This window comes from Vagococcus carniphilus (genome assembly GCF_014397115.1).
GTDB classification, from domain to species: domain Bacteria; phylum Bacillota; class Bacilli; order Lactobacillales; family Vagococcaceae; genus Vagococcus; species Vagococcus carniphilus.
In genome coordinates this window covers 613,384-630,464 of the sequence record NZ_CP060720.1, presented here as the reverse complement: position 1 = coordinate 630,464, position 17,081 = coordinate 613,384, and the positions used below count along the sequence as shown (strand labels likewise).

Here is a 17,081-nt window from a genome sequence, read left to right as displayed (position 1 = left end):
CAATAGCTCCTTTTTATTATTCAGATTTTGCCACTTGCTTTCCGACTTTTGAACTCGGATCAAGTCGTTTTTCAACTAAACCAAGCAACCAATCCGTAATGATCGCCATTAAAGCCGTTGGTAATGCTCCTACTAAAATAATCGCTGTCCCATCTGTTGCATTAGTTCCTCGGATAATAATATCACCTAGACCACCAGCTCCTACGAAAGAACCAATCGCCGTAATACCGATGGCAACAACTAAGGCATTTCTAAGTCCTGCCATAATCACTGAAACAGAAAGAGGTAACTCAATTAGATACAATCGCTGAAATTTAGTCATTCCCATCCCTTTTCCAGCATCTAAAATATCACTATCTACTTGCCTCATTCCAGTATAAGTGTTTGATATGATTGGTAGTAAGGAATACAAAAAGACAGTCATAATAACGGTGTTGACGCCTAGGCCAAGTCCTAGCATTAAAATAGAAACCATCGCAAGTGAAGGAATCGTTTGAATAACGTTAGCTATTCCAATCACCCAATCTGCTAGTTTTCTTTTTCTTGAAATAAATATACCAATTGGAATCCCAACAATTGCTGCAAAGATGACTCCATAAATTGAAATCAAGAAATGACGTATAAATTGAGTTAAGACGTATCCACTATTTTGTTGTAAATAGTAAAAAAATTGTTCAAATAAACTCATATTTTCCATTATTTATCATCTCCTTCAAAAAAATTATGGTCTCTTAAAAACTTGCGGGCCACATTTTCAGGCTCTAACAAATCATTGTCAGCTTGATAATTTAATTGTTGCATTGTTTCTGTATCAATTTGTCCTGATAATTTTTCCAATATTTCTTTTAATTCAGGTTTTTGTTTTAGTAATTTATCACTAATAACAATACTGGCATCATAAGGTGGGAAAAATTTTAAGTCATCCTCTAAAATAACCAAATCATAACTCGCAATTCGACCATCTGTTGAATAACCTAAAACAACATCCATCTTTTGAGCTGCAACAGCATCATAAACTAAACCAATCTGCATAGGATAAACTTTTTTAAAATTCACATCGTATTCATCCGAAAAAGCTTTATAGCCATCTCCATCTCGGTTCATCCAAGAAGTATCCACACCTGCTGTTAACTCTCCTGCCACTTCTTTTAAATCACTTATTTTTTTCAACTGATACTTTTCAGCTGTTTCTTTAGAAACCATAAACGCGTAAGTATTCGCAAAGCCATATGAAGGGAGCCATTCTTGTTGATAGCGTTCCTTAAACTCTTTTGAAACAATGTCGTAAGCTTTTTTAGGATCTTTTTCAGGTGGTAAATTAAGCGTTCCACTTAAATCAGTCCCTGTATATCTACCAGCTGAAATGTTAATATCTTCATTAACCATCGCGTTATGAGCAACTGTACTGGTTCCCAAATTATTAATCATCACTACTTTATCATCTGTATAGTGTTCAATCATTAATTTAGCTAAATTAGCTAAAATTTGATTCTCACTAGTCGCAATTGACCCAATTGAAATGGTCTCACTATTTCGATTGGAACCACCTAAACCTGGAAAACTACACCCTCCTAGAATAAGGAATAAAACAAATAGACTCGTTAAAATAATTGAACGTTTCTTTTTCATTAAGCAGTCTCTCCCTTCTGTTTAGGAGAAAATCTTTTTTCTAAAAGACCCAATAAAAAGTCACTTAATAAAGCTAAAATAATAACAGGAATGGTTCCTCCAATAATCAAATCTGGTTTATAAAGGTTTAGTCCACTAAAGATTAAATCTCCTAATCCACCACCACCGATATAAGAAGCCAGTGTTGCCCAGGCAATCACATAAACAGCCCCTAGACGGATACCTCTCATAATCGTTGGGATAGCTAAAGGAAGCTCAACTAACCATACCTGTTGAAAGTTAGTCATCCCCATTCCTTTAGCCGCATCCACTAAATTACGATCTACTTGCTTAACACCTAAATAAGTATTTCTTAAAATAGGAAGTAAAGAGTAGATAAAAAGAGCGACTATTGCAGTATTTTTTCCAACACCAAAAAATGGTATAAACATAGTTAATAATGCTAAGGAAGGAATTGTTTGAAGTAAACTCGCTAAGCCAATAACAATATTAGCCGTTTTTTTAGTTCTTGTTAAAGCAATTCCTAGTGGAACAGCTACTAGAATACCTAAAGCTAAAGAGATGCCAGAAATATAGAGATGTTCTAATGTTTTAACAACTAGTTCATTGCCATGTTGTTGTAAAAAATCATTCATTAGACTTCCTCCTGTTCTTTAACAGGGACTTCTGTCATGGTTTCTGTTGGAGCTGATAAACCATCTTCCTCTTCTCCCCATATTGTTTCATAAACCATATCTACTAATGAAGAACGAGTAATGATCCCAACTAATTTTTTATTTTCATCCACAACTGGCACATACTTCAAACCGCGTTTTAAGATTTTCTGAACCGCATCCCTTAAAAGGGCTTTTTTACGGATAAAGAACACATCTGTATTTGTAATATCACCAACAATGGTCGATTTTCCTCTTTGTTCATTAATTGTTTCTACATCAATAAAACCTTTTAGTATGTTTTGGTTATCCACAACGAGTAGCGTATCCACTCGTTTCTCACGCATCAATCGAATAGCCTCTGATAATGATTTATCTTTTGTAATCGAAATCGCGTGCTGCGTTACGACTTCACCAACTGTAATATAATCTTGTTGGCTGTGGATTAAACGCTCTTCCCCTATTAATTCACGAACAAAATCATTTGCAGGATTTTTTAATATATTTTCAGGTGTGTCACATTGAACCACTTTCCCGTGGCTCATAATAACAATTTTAGTAGCTAATTTTAAAGCTTCATCCATATCATGCGTTACAAAGACAATCGTTTTCCCCATTTTTTCTTGTAGTTCTTTAACAAAGTCTTGTAGCGCATCCCGTGTAATAGGATCGAGTGCTCCAAAAGGTTCATCCATTAGCACAATATTTTGATCTGCTGCTAATGCTCTTACCACACCAATACGTTGTTGCTGACCTCCTGAGAGTTCATGTGGATAACGATCTAACATTTCCACAGGTAGCTCTACTAAGCGAATCATTTGCTCTGCAATTTCTGCACGCTCTTCTTCTGGCCATTTTAATAACTTAGGAACTAAAGTAATGTTATCCCTAATTGTCATGTGTGGCAGTAAACCAATATTTTGAATCACATACCCCACGCTTCTTCTTAGTTCAACTGGATTGATATCTTGAATATTTTTACCATCAATCAAAATTTTTCCAGAAGTCGGTTCAATCATACGATTAATCATTCTCATAGCTGTTGTTTTCCCACTACCACTTGTCCCGATAAAACAAATGAATTCACTATCACCAAATGAAAGTGTGACGTCGGAAACAGCCCTTTTATTACCTTTATAAATTTTGGTAATATTCTGAAATTCGATCATTCTAACATCCCCTTTTTCATTAAATTTAAATGATCATACTATTAATGATGCATGAAAATGTGGCTGATTGCAAATAAGACCCTTTTTAGTAGAAATACAGAAATGTAAAAAAGAGCCTAGAATAACTATTCTAGACCCTTCTTACGTTCATTTTTTATACGATTAATACTTGCTACTCTAATCCTTCTTCCAATGCTACTGGGAAGTTTTCTTCAACAATTGTCGCACAACGATGACATAGAGTTGGTAATTTTTCATGACTACCGACATCTTCTTTAATCGCACGACATCTTTGACAAGTTTCGCCTGTAGCATGTTCTACTAAAACTGACATGTTATCAAATTTAATTGCTTTTTCTGGTACATCTGCATTAATAGCTGCTACTTCAAAGTCTGAAACAATTAAGACTTGTTCAAGGTTGGCGTTTAAAGCATCAATTAATACCTTAACTGGTTCAGTTGGATAAAGTGTTACTTTAGCTTCAAATGATTTACCAATTAATTTTTCATTACGTGCTTCTTCTAATGCTTTCAATACATTATCGCGTAAATCCATAAAGTTATTCCATAGATCTAAAATTTCTTCTTGATCTGAGAACTCTGTATAACCTGGTAATTCAGCTAGTTGTACATACTCTTCTTCCTCTTCTAAGTGGCTCCAAATTTCTTCTGCCGTATGAGGTAAGATTGGTGTCATTAATTTCGTTAAAGTGACTAAAACTTCATAAAAGACTGTTTGCATTGAACGACGGTCATAATTATTTTCAGCTTCAATATAAACAACATCTTTAGCAAAATCTAAATAGAAAGCTGACAAGTCATTGTTACAGAAATTAACAAGACTCTTATACACAGTCGAGAATGAATAACTATCATATCCTTTTTCTCTAATCGTCTTAATTTCTTGATTCAAACGAATCATCAAGTATTTATCCACAGAACGTAACTCGTCATAAGCAACCGTATTTTCTTTTGGATCAAAGTCTGATGTATTAGCTAATAAGAAACGCATTGTATTACGGATTTTACGGTAAACTTCTGCAATTGAGTTTAATGTATTCATATCAACTTTTACATCTGACTCATAATCCACACTTGCTACCCATAAACGTAAAATATCGGCACCTAATTGGTTAATGACTTTACCTGGTTCAATTGTATTTCCTAAAGATTTACTTTGCTTTCTACCTTGAGGATCTAATGTAAATCCTTGAGAAATAACAGACTTGTAAGGTGACACTCCATTAATGGCAACACTTGTTGTGATACTTGAGTTGAACCAACCACGGTATTGGTCAGAACCTTCTAAATATAAATCTGCTGGGAAGGTTAAGTTTTCACGTCCTCGTAAAACTGCTTCATGAGAAGAACCTGAATCAAACCAAACATCCATGATATCTGTTTCTTTTGTAAATTCTCCATTTGGACTTCCTGGATGAGTGAATCCTTCTGGTAGTAACTCTTTTGCTTCACGTTCATACCAAACTCTTGAACCATGCTCAGCAAATAAATTAGCAATATGTTCAATGATTTCAGGTGTGATAATTGGTTCATCGTTTTCAGCATAGAAAATTGGTAATGGCACACCCCAAGCACGTTGACGAGAGATTACCCAATCTCCACGGTCACGAACCATGTTATAAAGACGTGTTTTACCCCAAGGGATAATCCAATCTACTTTTTCAATTTCTGTTAAGATATTATCTCTGAACTTATCAATTGAAGCAAACCATTGTGCAGTCGCTCTAAAGATAACTGGTTTTTTAGTTCTCCAGTCATGTGGATAACTATGTGTAAAGAAGTCTAATTTTAATAGCGCTCCTTTTTCTTCTAGCAATTCAGTAATCATTGGATTAGCTTTGTCATAAAATACACCTTCAAAACCTGGTGCTTCTTCTGTAAAGACTCCGCGATTATCAACAGGAGATAAAACATCTAAGCCGTATTTACGACCAACAATGTAGTCATCATCCCCATGTCCTGGAGCTGTATGAACTAGACCAGTCCCTGCTTCTAGCGTTACGTGGTCTCCTAAAATTAATAAAGATTCACGGTCGTAGAATGGATGTTGAGCTGTTAAACCTTCTAACATATCTCCTTTAAACTCTTCAATGATTTCAGGATTTTCCCAACCAATAGCACTTGAAACTGTTTCTAATAAGTCTTTAGCTACAACATATTTTTGATCATCAACTAGTACAATGACATAATCAAAATCTTTGTTCACAGTAATCGCTAAGTTAGCTGGTAGTGTCCAAGGAGTTGTTGTCCAAATAACAAAATTAACGTCATCTGCTAATTTGCCTTTTCCGTTCTTTACTTTGAAAGCAACATAAATAGAGGCTGATTTCACATCTTTATACTCAATTTCAGCTTCTGCTAAAGAAGATTCACTTGATGGTGACCAGTAAATTGGTTTTAATCCTTTGTAGATATAGCCTTTTTCTGCCATTTTTCCAAACACACGAATTTGAGCTGCTTCGTAGTCTGGAGTTAATGTCACATATGGATTATCCCATTCACCAGCAACACCTAAACGTTTAAAGTCTTCTCTTTGTGTATCAACTTGTGTAAGAGCATATTCTTCACATTTTTTAAGATACTCAGCACGAGACATTTCTTTACGTTTAATTCCTTTATTTGTTAGAACTTGCTCAATTGGTAAACCATGAGTATCCCAACCAGGAACATAAGGTGCTCTGAAACCTGACATTGATTTTGAACGAACAATGATATCTTTACTAATTTTATTTAGGGCATGTCCTAAATGGATGTTACCATTTGCATATGGAGGTCCATCATGTAAAACAAATGTCGGCTTGCCTTCGTTTAATTCTTGACGGCGTTCATAAATTTTCTTTTCTTCCCAATCTTTTTGCCATTCTACTTCTCTGTTTGGTAAATTCCCTCTCATTGGAAATCCAGTTTTTCCTAAATGTAGTGTCTCTTTTGTTTTCATACACTCATTCCTTTCCCTTTTTCTATATAAAAAAAGACCTCTCCCTATAAAGGGACGAAGTCTTCGTGTTACCACCCATGTTTTAGCCAAAAATACTGGCTATACTCTTTCATGATAACGGTTTTTAACCGGAATAACCTACTTGTAAGTTCAATTATTCGTTAAATGAAGGATCTTTCTTAATTCATTGTCTTATTGGGTTTCCACTTTTTCCCAACTCACTGAAAGAATAAAATAAGCTTTTCTGTTTCATTTTTTATTTAACGCGATTACGGCTAGCACGCTCAGGACGTCCACCTTTTTTGTTTGGTTCTTGTGTTGGTTGTGCTTCAGCTTTTGGTGCCTCTGGTTTACTTTGTTGTTTTGGTTGTTGTGGCGCCTTAGGTTGTGGTTTTTGCTGTGGTTTAGGCTCTGATTCATATTGGAATTCAGGCTTCACATCAATTGCAACTGACGTTGGATCACTTCCATTAGCAGCTTCAACAGCATCTAGCACTTGTTTAAAGGCTTGATGACTACTATCCACATAAGCACCAAATGGTTTAAGTAATTCATCCCACTCTTCGCTTTTCACAATTTGTAATTGAGATTCTAAAAGTACAGATAAATTTCTGTGGAAGACACGTGTTTTTTTCTTCAAATCATCTGTTTCTACAGCAAGTGATCTTGCACGTTCACTAGCTTCCATTAAAATTTCGTTAGCTTTATTAGTTGATCCTGTGATTAACTCTTCACTCATTTTGTTGGCATGAGCTAAAATATCTTCAGATTGAGCTTGAGCTTGTTGAATTGCTAAGTCACTTTCTTTAGTAGCATTTTCTTTTAATTTATCTGCTGTGTCTTGAGCCACAATAATTGATTGATTTAATGAATCTTTTAATTCATTGAAGTAGCTTAATTTTTCTTCAGCTTGTTTAGCTTTTTTTTCAAATTCTCTATTTTCAGATACTAATTTTTCCACGTCAAGAGCGATTTGATCTAAGAAATCATCCACTTCATCTTTATCATAGCCTTTAAATTTTGAATTAAAACTTTTGTTTGTAATATCAATTGGTTTTATTGCCATTTTTTCACCTCATAAATAAGTTACTTTCTTAACACACGAATGCCTAAGCGAACTTTATCTTTTTTTGTTTTTCCTTGTTGTTCAACAATTTGGATGCGTCCAAGCTTTCTTACAGAGATAATATCTAAATAATCTACAAGGTAATCCACTCGTTCCGTTTCGACCCAATTTACTTTAACTCTTTTTGACTCTATTACTTGTTTGGCTCTTTGCCTAGATATATTATATACCGAGGAAATAATATTATCAATTCTTAACGATGTGACCGTTAATTCTTCAAATTGCCATTCATCAGTTGGTGTTATCACATCAGTATATAAAAGTTGTTCAAATCTGACACCAAAAGAACCTATTTTATCAATTTGACTTACAACATAGTTAGCCATAGATTCTTTAATAAAAACTTGCCATCTTGTTCCATCTGTAATAATGTCCCCAATGTATTCTCTTTTTATCCCAGTACTCATCAATGTTCCTAAGATTTTCCCATGACTTAACGACCCAAACTTAAGGGGATAATTAATCTCATAAATTGAGATATCATAATCTTCCTCTTTTGGTTCGTAATAACTAGGATAAATAATAGCACACTTTCTTTCAGAGTTCTCAAAACCTCCGTACAACGAATATTTAATATCGTGTTTTTTTCCTATTAATGTTTCAAGTATAAAGGCTTCTCTTGGATTTAAAAAATCTGTTACATAAGGAGCGTACTGATCTTCAACTTGTTCAAACCAACCTGTTACTAAATCTATAAAAGGATGCTCGTCCTTGCGAAAATGCTGATACACATTAGCTAGCAAAAAACTCACATCCTTTCATTTGTAAATAGAATATTATATTCCATATAGTATTCGGCTTAAAAACATTACTAAGCCTTTACTAGCAAAGTTTAAAACAAATAGTGCGACGATTATTGTAAAATCAATCGGTCCAAAACTTAAATTAAGTCGATCAAATAGGCTTAAATATGGACGACTAATCTTAATAATTAGTTGTCCAAGTTTTGTTTCGTAAGCGCCTGGAAACCAGGACATTAAGGCATAAGCTACGAGAACAAAAGAATAGACTTGTACAACTTTAAGCAAAAGTGTTAAAAGTTGAATCATTATCATAGCTGCACATCCCTTAATAGTTTGTTAAATGTGTTGAAACTAAACTTTGTGCAACAGTTGAATCCACATCAACATTAGCTGGTGTACAAATAAAAATTTCTTCACCGATACGTTGAATGTCTCCATCTACTGCATAAATTGTTCCTGTTACAAAATCTACCACTCGACGAGCTTGATGCTCTTCCATTGCAGAAAAAGTAACAATCACTATTTCTTTTCTAAATAAAGCTTGCGCAATTGATTTACAATCTGCATATGCTCTTGGTTCAAATACCGTAATTTTACGGTGAACTCTTTTATTTTCTACTTGGCGATTTCTCTCAGTGCCGCCTTGATAAGAATTCATGGCAACAACTTTTTTATTTGTATATTGATTAGAAGATGATACATCTGAAGTTGGTATTATCTTTTCTTCAGTCGTTTCGAAATTATTAGATGGGTCATTGGTAAATTGCGCCATTTCATTTTCAAAACTTTCTTCGTTTTCAAATTCAAAATCATCATCATGAGAATCATCTAGTCCAAAGAAATTGGACAAACTTGGCTTTTTCTTAAATAAATTCATCTGTACCCACCTCTTTTTCATCATCATCAAAAAAACTTGAGCCAACTCGAACAAATGTTGCTCCTTCACTTATAGCAACGTCATAATCTCGACTCATTCCCATGCTTAATTCTTTACATGGAGCGTAAGCTAGTTGTTTACTCTCAATTGCTGTCTTTAAACGATTCAAATCAGAAAAAATATGATGCAATTCGTCATTACTTGCTTCATAAGGTGCCATAGTCATTAATCCTACAACAACGATATTTTCAAATACTGATAAAGAATCGATAAATTCATCTAAAGAATCAGGAGAAACGCCTTGTTTAGACTCTTCTCCTGACACATTAACTTGAACAAAACATTTTATTTGTTTTTCTGCTCTTTTATCTATCTCTGAAGCTAACTTTACATTATCTAATGCATGAAAATAATCAATCTCATTAATAATTGTTTTAACTTTTCGACGTTGCAAATTGCCAATAAAATGCCATTTAATATGTCTATCTTCTTTAAGGAATTCTTTTTTTTCTAATAGTTTTTCCATTCTATTCTCTGCAAAGTGAACAATGCCTTGATCCACCACTTGTTTAGTTGTTTCGTTATCTACCGATTTGCTCACACAAATCAATTTAATTGAATCAACATCACGACTACTTGTTTCACATGCTTCTTGAATGTTTTTTTCTATTTTTTGAATGTTTGTTTTAAGTGTTTGTTCAAGCAATTCTACTCACCTCTTATTTTTTTCTTCTAAAGAAAGGTGGTGTACTTACTTCATCATCATCATCATCATTTCCATGATCTGATTCCGTATTACTGAATGTATCAAAATCTCTTTTTTCAATTGATTCAAATTGTGTTTCATCTGGAACACTTCTTGTATTAGGTTCGCGACGGATATCCCAATCACCAAAAGCTCCTGTATTAGGTGTATTTGTTGCTTGAGGTTGTGGTTCAACTTCAACTTGTCTTGTTTCTTGGATTGGACGAACTTGACGTTGTACCATTCCTTGAGTTGTTACACTTCCTCTTTGACCGATTGGACGTTCTCTTTTACCTGGATCAATTCCTGTTGCGATAACTGTTACGATGATTTCGTCACCTAACTGTTCGTTTACAGATGTTCCTAAGATAATGTTAACGTCTCCACCAGTTGCACTACCAACAATTTCAGAAGCATCTTGCGCTTCGAATAATGTCATATCTAAGCCACCAGTGATATTTAATAACACTTGCTCCGCACCTTCGATAGATGTTTCTAATAATGGAGAAGCAATTGCTTTTCTTGTTGCTTCGATAACACGGTCTTCACCATTAGCTACACCGATACCCATTAAAGCAGTACCTTGGTCTTCCATAACTGTCTTCACATCAGCGAAGTCTAAGTTAACATAACCAGGAGATGTAATTAAATCTGAAATACCTTGTACACCTTGACGTAATACGTTATCAGCTTCTCTAAATGCTTCTAACATAGGTGTTTTCTTGTCAACGATTTCTAGTAAACGATTATTTGAAATAATCACTAAAGTATCAACATTTTCTTTTAATTCCGAAATACCTTCAGCTGCAAATCTGCTTCTTTTTGGTCCTTCAAAACTAAATGGACGAGTTACAACTCCGACTGTTAAAGCTCCTTGAGCTTTAGCAATACCAGCTACTACAGGTGCAGCACCAGTACCTGTTCCACCACCCATTCCGGCAGTGATAAATACTAAGTCAGCTCCTTGTAATGCTTCTGCAAGTTGTTCTTCACTTTCACCAGCTGCTTTTTGTCCAACGTCTGGTAAAGAACCTGCACCTAAACCTTTAGTAAATTTAGGGCCTAACTGAATAACTGTTTCAGCTTTTGAATGTTGTAAAGCTTGAACGTCTGTGTTAGCAACGATGAATTCAACACCTTTAACGCCTTCATCGATCATGCGGTTAACGGCGTTTCCACCAGCACCACCGACACCGATAACTTTGATAACTGCACCAGTGTTTACTGCACTATCTAAAGAAAATTCCATTGTTTGTTTCCTCCTAGGATATTAGTCGAATATGTTAGACAAGAAACCTTTAAACTTGTTTCCAATTCCTTCTTTTTCTGGTTCTTCCACATTAACTTCTGCTACTACTTCTTGTGGTTGAACAGGTTTTACTTCAGGTTTTGGTTGTTCTACTTGAACTTCTCTGTTTGGTTTAACTGTCTTTTTCTTGTTATCATAAATAGCTAATTTAGTTACATGATAAACTTCATCTAATTGAGCAACATACTCAACGATTGCAATTCCATTTGCGAAAACTGGGTTACGCAAGCCCATATGGTTTGGAACGTATAATTTTACATTGGTTCCAAAAATATCAGCTGCCAGTTCAACTACGCCTGGTAAACTTGCTGCTCCACCAGTTAAAATAACTCCACCTGGTAAATTAAGAGCATCAATACTATCTAAAACAGCTTTAGATTTTGTAAAGATTTGCTCAACACGAGCTTCGATAATTTCTGATAAATAGCGCTCATCAATTTTAACTGGTTCGTTTTTACCAATCACATCAACTGGAAATTCTTCGTTAGATGATGTTCTTTCTGGGTAAGCATAACCGTAATTAATTTTTAACGCTTCAGCATTTGTTAATGATGTATTTAAAACAACAGAAACATCTTTAGTAACGAATTCGCCACCTTCTTGTTCTACGTGAGAGAATTTCAACTCTCTTTCGTACATAACTGAAGTAGTAGTTTGTCCACCACCCATATCAATAATTGTTGTTCCAAAGTCTTTTTCACCATCTGAAAGAATTGATTCAGCAAGTGCCAATGGTGTAATAACCATTTCTTCAATTGCTAAGCCAGCTTTCTCCACACATTTTCTAATGTTATGAACGATTGTTTTAGGCCCTGTAAATAGTAAGCCTTTCATGTCTAAACGAACACCAATCATTCCTCTTGGATCTTTAATTCCTTCAAATCCATCTACTTTGAATTCTTGAGGAATTAAAGTAATCACTTGACGTTCTGGAGGAGTTGAACGAACAACTGCTGCTGAAGCAACATTTTTTACATCTGTTGCAGTGATTTCTTTTGATTCCGTGTTAACAGCAATCATTCCTTCACATTTTTCAACTTGTAATAAGTTCGCTGGAATTCCTACACTTACGCTTCTAATTTGAACGCCTGATTTTTCTTCTGCTTGTTTAACTGCTCTTTGAATAGATTGGACAGCCTTGTCGATATCAATGACAATCCCACGGTCCAACCCTTTTGATTTTGCGTTTCCAACACCAATAATATTAATTTGATTTTCTATGTACTCAGCTACTACGACTTTCACTGAAGTTGTTCCAATATCAAGACTCACATGTATTCCTGTTTTTGCCATGAAAGGTGTTCCCTCCTATTTTCTAACAGAGTCTTCCTCTATTATTGCATAATACCTCACACCATTCTATCATAAAATAGGGTATTAAATAAAGAAGAATGCTATATTTGTTACTATTTTTTTCATTATTATTTTTCAATTCATTACTGCACTATATCTGCTTGTTCTAAACTACTAGATTCAGAGGTCTCAGTCGATTCAGTTTTTTTAAATGGATATGAAAAAACGCCTGATGTTCCAGCTTCCATATCAATAACACCCTTATCTTTCATTTCTGAAGCAATTTTATCGTAAAAAGCCATCTTATCAGCAATCGTAGTTGAAAGACCAATAACTTCATTGCCATCTCTCATTTTAAATTTAATTCTGAATGGGTTTGTTTTTGTGGCTAATGATTCAATGTTCTCGATATTATTTTTTGTTTTATCATCAAATTTTTGATAAGCTTCTAAAAATTCGGATAGATTTTCTCCCTCTTTAAAGTTTACTAAGAGAGGAAGCTCTTTACCCATATCTTGAACAGGTTCTTTTAAAATTTTCCCATTTGATAAAACTTCAAAATTATCATTTCCATTCTTCACATAACCAATCGTTGCATACTCTTTAACAGTTATCTTCAAGTTGTTTAAACCTTCTAAAGAAATATTAGCTGTCTCTACTCTTGGATTTTCTTTAACAATTGCTGCACTAAGCTCACTTTTTTTAAAGTATTGTTCCCACAAACTTTTGTCCGATTTTATCTTAGAAGAAGCAACAATTTCATCTGCATTACTTTTTTTCACTCCTGATAAAATAATTTGGTCCACTTTACTAAATGGTGAAATAAAATAAAGAGTAATAAAAATTCCTATAGCCAAGATACTCAAAATAAAAGATAAGCGTTTAAACAATTCCTTTTCTTTTGGTGTTTGACTATATTTTAATGCACTAAAACTAAATTTTTCTTTTTCCTCGCTAGTTCCATTATCTAATTCGGTGCTTCCTATACCACTGTTATTTTCAATTCGTTGATTCATATTTTCCGTTGTTTTTTCTTCATCTTGTGTGGTTAACATTAACTGGTCTTGTTTTTTATTTTCTTTTTTTTCGTTGTCTTTGTCAGTCACTCTTAACCCTCCTATGAAGTTAGTTCAACAATTAATCGATACAATCTATCAGTTGCATCCTGAATCCCTTCAGCTTTAGAAGCTTTTGCCATCGATTCTTTTTTCTCAGTGTCCATCATTAATTCATCAATGGCTGAAACTAGTGTTTCTTTATTTAAATCAGCATTTCGAACCATTAAAGCAGCATTCTTATTGACTAAGCTTTGAGCATTCTTTGTTTGATGATCATTTGTCACATTGGGACTTGGAATCAAAATAGAAGGTAAACCTAATGAAGTAATTTCTGCAAGGGATGTCGCACCCGCTCTACCAACCACAACATCTACGTTTCTTAGCACATGCTCCATATTTTTAATATAAGGAACTACTTTAATATTCTGATTATCTTCACTTAATGTTTGCCATTTTTTATCAACTTCTTCAAAGTAAATGTCGCCTGATGCATAAAGAACCTGATATTTCTTATCTACTAGTATTGGTAAACTTTCAAGTACAGCATTATTGATTGCCATAGCTCCACGACTACCACCAAAAATTAATACAGTCGGTATTTCTGGATTTAATTCGTATTCTTTTAAGACATCCGACTTTCCAATCCCTGCAATTTCCTGAGCTCTCGGGTTTCCGACCATTACAACTTTTTGACTTGGAAAATCTTTTGCTACATCCGAGAAACAAATACCAATTTTATCCACATATCGAGATAAAAATTTATTAGTTACTCCGGCCACACTATTTTGCTCATGGATAATTGTTGGTATTTTCAACTTATTAGCGGCGTAAACAACTGAGCCACATACATAGCCTCCTGTTCCAATAACAATATCTGGTTGGAACTTTTTGATTATTTTTTTTGCATCCGTAATACTCTTTAAAAACAAATAAACTGTTTTAAAATTACTTGGAGACAATGATCTTTTAAATCCTTGAATTTCTATTGTTTCAAATGGGATTCCTTGATCTGGAACAATTTTACTTTCTAAACCTTTTTTAGTTCCCACAAAAAGAAATTCCGCATCAGGATGCTTTTTTTGAATATATTTAACTAAGGAAACAGCCGGATAAATATGTCCACCTGTTCCACCACCTGAGACTAATACTTTCATTTATCTTCCCTACTTACTATTTGTTTTACTGCTTTAATAAATGCTTCTCCACGAATTTCAAAATTTTTATATTGATCCCAACTTGCACAAGCTGGTGATAATAAAATCACGTCTTTTTCTTCACTAATTTTCCATGCACAATTAACTGCTTCATCCATATTACTTGCTTTTTTCACATGCTTGACATTTGCTTTTTCTGCAGTTGCAACTAACTTATCTGCTGTTTCTCCAATAGCAACTAGTCCTTTAAGGTTAGCAATCGATGGTAGTAATTCATCAAAGCCGTTACCTCTATCTAATCCACCTGCGATTAAAATTAATTTTTCATTTTCAAAGCCACTCAATGCTCTTTCAGTAGCTAAAATATTTGTTGCTTTAGAATCATTGTAAATTTTTCGATTAGAGAATTCACCAATATACTCAGTTCTATGTGGAACACCAGAAAAACGCATCAAAGTTGAGCGAATTGCCTCATTAGAAATTCCCATTAACTTAGCTACTGAAATTGCTGCTAAAGCATTTTCAACATTGTGACTTCCCGGAACACCTAACTCGTCAGCATTCATGATTTTTTCTTCTTTAAAATACAAATTACTATTTAAAAGATAAGCTCCTTCTTTTTCAATGGTTGTAGTTGAGAAAAATAAGACTCTAGCTTTTGTTATTTTAGCTAATTGTCTAACCTCTTCTTGATTACCATTTAAAACAAGGTAATCTTCTGATGTCATATTTTTTTGAATGGCCCATTTAGCTTTAACGTATTCTTCACGACTTCCATGATAATCAAGATGTGCTTCAAAAAGATTCGTTATAACAGCTATTTTAGGTTCAAAATTCTCTATTCCCATTAATTGAAAACTTGACAATTCCGTCACTAACGTATCATTAGATGTAGCTGTTAAAACAACATCACTTGTTGGAAAGCCAATGTTTCCTGCTAGTTTTGCTTCCCCTACTTTTCTTTGACTATTTAAAAGTTCAGCAATCATTGTTGTAGTAGTTGTTTTCCCATTTGTACCGGTAATCCCTACGATATTTGCTTCTGACACGTCATAAGCAATCTCAACTTCTGTTATAATAGGAATTTTTCTTTCCATTGCTTTTTCGAGAATAGGATTCGTATATGGAATCCCAGGGTTTTTTACAATTAAAGAAAACCCTTCGTCAAGTAGATCAATTGGATGGCTACCAGTTATTACAGTCATCCCTGAAGCTAATAATTCTTGTGCTTCTGGATTTTCATCCAATTTTTTTGTGTCATTTACTGTGACAAATGCTCCTAATTGGTGTAATAATTTGGCAGCTGCAACACCGCTTCTTGCTAAACCTAATACTAAAATTTTCTTATTTGCATATTTTGCTGTTGCTTTCATTCCAATCGCTTCTCCTTACAAGTATAAAATGGCTAATGTTATGCCTGACATGACTAATCCTACTATCCAAAAAACAATATCAATTTTCCATTCACTCCAACCACTTAATTCAAAGTGATGGTGAATAGGAGACATTTTAAAAATACGTTTACCAGTTAGTTTAAATGAACCAACCTGTAAAATAACGCTAGCTGTTTCAACTACATAAACAAGACCAATTAAAAGTAATGTCCATTCTTGATGGAGTAAAATTGAAATAGCTGCTAACATTCCACCCAAAGCTAATGAGCCAACATCTCCCATAAAAATCTTAGCTGGTTTTTTATTGTAAACTAAAAACCCTAATAATGCACCCACTGAGGCAATACAAATCAACATAATATCATATTGCTCTTGGTGCCAGGCAATAATAGCGTATGTTCCAAATGAGATTGAACCTAAGCCAGAAACTAACCCATCAATACCATCTGTTAAGTTAACAGCATTAGAAAATCCTACTAACCAAAACACTGCGAAAACGCCATAAACAATCCCTAGATTAACTTCTCCCAAAAAGGGAATATGAAGTAAATCACTAATACCTTCTGTTTTCATAACAGCATATAAAATTATTCCACCAATAATTTGACCAATTAACTTTTGTTTAGAATTCAATCCTAAGTTTCTTTTTTTGAAGACTTTAATAAAATCATCTAAAAATCCTAATAAACCATATAACCCTAAAATAAATAGAATACTCCAAAAAGAGGTTGTTAATTCTTTTTGCCAAATACCCGTAATAATTGATGCTAATAAAATGCTAAACAGAAAAATCACACCACCCATAGTTGGTGTTCCTGTTTTAGCTAAATGAGCTTGTGGTCCTTCTTCTCGAACTGCTTGCCCCATTTTTTTCATTTTAAAAAAGGCAATAAACTGCGGCATTGCCATTAAAACAAAAGCAAACCCCAAAGAAAGGGGTATGAGTAATTGTGGTAGTGTCATAATATTCTC

At 34.2% G+C, this 17,081-nt stretch carries 15 protein-coding genes and 2 pseudogenes; all 17 read right to left on the bottom strand.

All coding sequences use genetic code 11. From position 1 onward, the window contains the following. Positions 1-16: 16 nt before the first annotated feature. The 17 genes and pseudogenes from H9L18_RS03275 to mraY all read right to left on the bottom strand — a co-directional run bounded on the left by H9L18_RS03275 (position 17) and on the right by mraY (position 17,072). Complete coding sequence (locus H9L18_RS03275) at positions 17-697, bottom strand: ABC transporter permease (protein WP_126791079.1); 681 nt, start codon at positions 695-697, stop codon at positions 17-19. Continuing rightward, a complete protein-coding gene (locus H9L18_RS03270) occupies positions 697-1,629 on the bottom strand; it encodes an osmoprotectant ABC transporter substrate-binding protein (RefSeq protein WP_126791081.1) in 933 nt (310 codons plus the stop codon). Before H9L18_RS03270 ends, H9L18_RS03275 begins: the two co-directional genes overlap by 1 nt. Further along, positions 1,629-2,264, bottom strand: coding sequence for an ABC transporter permease (locus H9L18_RS03265; RefSeq protein ID WP_126791083.1), 636 nt, complete (start codon positions 2,262-2,264; stop codon positions 1,629-1,631). The genes H9L18_RS03270 and H9L18_RS03265 overlap by 1 nt, the downstream gene beginning before the upstream one ends. Then, positions 2,264-3,451 carry a betaine/proline/choline family ABC transporter ATP-binding protein gene (locus H9L18_RS03260; protein WP_126791085.1) on the bottom strand — a complete coding sequence of 396 codons (1,188 nt, stop codon included), beginning with the start codon at positions 3,449-3,451 and terminating at the stop codon, positions 2,264-2,266. Before H9L18_RS03260 ends, H9L18_RS03265 begins: the two co-directional genes overlap by 1 nt. Positions 3,452-3,623: 172 nt before the next feature. Beyond that, a complete protein-coding gene (ileS, locus tag H9L18_RS03255) occupies positions 3,624-6,410 on the bottom strand; it encodes an isoleucine--tRNA ligase (RefSeq protein WP_126791087.1) in 2,787 nt (928 codons plus the stop codon). A gap of 256 nt (positions 6,411-6,666) precedes the next feature. After that, a complete protein-coding gene (locus H9L18_RS03250; protein ID WP_126791089.1) occupies positions 6,667-7,476 on the bottom strand; it encodes a DivIVA domain-containing protein in 810 nt (269 codons plus the stop codon). 20 nt (positions 7,477-7,496) lie between these two features. Next, complete coding sequence (locus tag H9L18_RS03245; protein WP_126791091.1) at positions 7,497-8,279, bottom strand: YlmH family RNA-binding protein; 783 nt, start codon at positions 8,277-8,279, stop codon at positions 7,497-7,499. A gap of 33 nt (positions 8,280-8,312) precedes the next feature. Beyond that, positions 8,313-8,591 carry a YggT family protein gene (locus H9L18_RS03240; protein ID WP_126791093.1) on the bottom strand — a complete coding sequence of 93 codons (279 nt, stop codon included), beginning with the start codon at positions 8,589-8,591 and terminating at the stop codon, positions 8,313-8,315. 13 nt (positions 8,592-8,604) lie between these two features. Next, entirely contained in the window at positions 8,605-9,156 is a 552-nt protein-coding gene (locus tag H9L18_RS03235; RefSeq protein WP_185847382.1) for a cell division protein SepF, read from the bottom strand. Then, positions 9,143-9,862, bottom strand: a complete 720-nt coding sequence (locus tag H9L18_RS03230; RefSeq protein WP_126791097.1) for a YggS family pyridoxal phosphate-dependent enzyme — start codon at positions 9,860-9,862, stop codon at positions 9,143-9,145. Before H9L18_RS03230 ends, H9L18_RS03235 begins: the two co-directional genes overlap by 14 nt. A 13-nt stretch (positions 9,863-9,875) precedes the next feature. Next, a pseudogene (locus H9L18_RS15550) lies at positions 9,876-10,055 on the bottom strand (cell division protein FtsZ); the annotation flags it as partial. A gap of 122 nt (positions 10,056-10,177) precedes the next feature. Then, positions 10,178-11,150, bottom strand: a pseudogene (ftsZ, locus tag H9L18_RS03225) (cell division protein FtsZ); the annotation flags it as partial. A 21-nt stretch (positions 11,151-11,171) separates the two neighbouring features. Next, positions 11,172-12,503, bottom strand: a complete 1,332-nt coding sequence (ftsA, locus tag H9L18_RS03220) for a cell division protein FtsA (RefSeq protein ID WP_126791102.1) — start codon at positions 12,501-12,503, stop codon at positions 11,172-11,174. A 143-nt stretch (positions 12,504-12,646) separates the two neighbouring features. Then, positions 12,647-13,609: a cell division protein FtsQ/DivIB gene (locus H9L18_RS03215; RefSeq protein WP_126791104.1), complete on the bottom strand. Its 963-nt coding sequence runs from the start codon at positions 13,607-13,609 to the stop codon at positions 12,647-12,649. Between the two features lie 11 nt (positions 13,610-13,620). Next, the gene (gene murG / locus H9L18_RS03210) at positions 13,621-14,715 is read right to left on the bottom strand and encodes an undecaprenyldiphospho-muramoylpentapeptide beta-N-acetylglucosaminyltransferase (RefSeq protein WP_126791106.1); all 1,095 of its coding nucleotides are present in this window, start codon (positions 14,713-14,715) and stop codon (positions 13,621-13,623) included. Next, positions 14,712-16,088, bottom strand: coding sequence for a UDP-N-acetylmuramoyl-L-alanine--D-glutamate ligase (gene murD / locus H9L18_RS03205; RefSeq protein ID WP_126791108.1), 1,377 nt, complete (start codon positions 16,086-16,088; stop codon positions 14,712-14,714). The genes murG and murD overlap by 4 nt, the downstream gene beginning before the upstream one ends. A 15-nt stretch (positions 16,089-16,103) precedes the next feature. After that, on the bottom strand, positions 16,104-17,072 hold the full coding sequence (gene mraY / locus H9L18_RS03200) for a phospho-N-acetylmuramoyl-pentapeptide-transferase (RefSeq protein ID WP_126791110.1): 969 nt from the start codon (positions 17,070-17,072) through the stop codon (positions 16,104-16,106). Positions 17,073-17,081 lie beyond the last annotated feature (9 nt).

Bases quoted from the DNA above. Each gene is read 5' to 3' on its own strand.
- ftsA (WP_126791102.1), bottom strand. From the start codon at position 12,503: ATGGCAAAAACAGGAATACATGTGAGTCTTGATATTGGAACAACTTCA.
- H9L18_RS03235 (WP_185847382.1), bottom strand. From the start codon at position 9,156: ATGAATTTATTTAAGAAAAAGCCAAGTTTGTCCAATTTCTTTGGACTA.
- H9L18_RS03275 (WP_126791079.1), bottom strand. From the start codon at position 697: ATGGAAAATATGAGTTTATTTGAACAATTTTTTTACTATTTACAACAA.
- mraY (WP_126791110.1), bottom strand. From the start codon at position 17,072: ATGACACTACCACAATTACTCATACCCCTTTCTTTGGGGTTTGCTTTT.
- H9L18_RS03260 (WP_126791085.1), bottom strand. From the start codon at position 3,451: ATGATCGAATTTCAGAATATTACCAAAATTTATAAAGGTAATAAAAGG.
- H9L18_RS03270 (WP_126791081.1), bottom strand. From the start codon at position 1,629: ATGAAAAAGAAACGTTCAATTATTTTAACGAGTCTATTTGTTTTATTC.
- murD (WP_126791108.1), bottom strand. From the start codon at position 16,088: ATGAAAGCAACAGCAAAATATGCAAATAAGAAAATTTTAGTATTAGGT.
- ileS (WP_126791087.1), bottom strand. From the start codon at position 6,410: ATGAAAACAAAAGAGACACTACATTTAGGAAAAACTGGATTTCCAATG.
- H9L18_RS03250 (WP_126791089.1), bottom strand. From the start codon at position 7,476: ATGGCAATAAAACCAATTGATATTACAAACAAAAGTTTTAATTCAAAA.
- murG (WP_126791106.1), bottom strand. From the start codon at position 14,715: ATGAAAGTATTAGTCTCAGGTGGTGGAACAGGTGGACATATTTATCCG.
- H9L18_RS03265 (WP_126791083.1), bottom strand. From the start codon at position 2,264: ATGAATGATTTTTTACAACAACATGGCAATGAACTAGTTGTTAAAACA.
- H9L18_RS03240 (WP_126791093.1), bottom strand. From the start codon at position 8,591: ATGATAATGATTCAACTTTTAACACTTTTGCTTAAAGTTGTACAAGTC.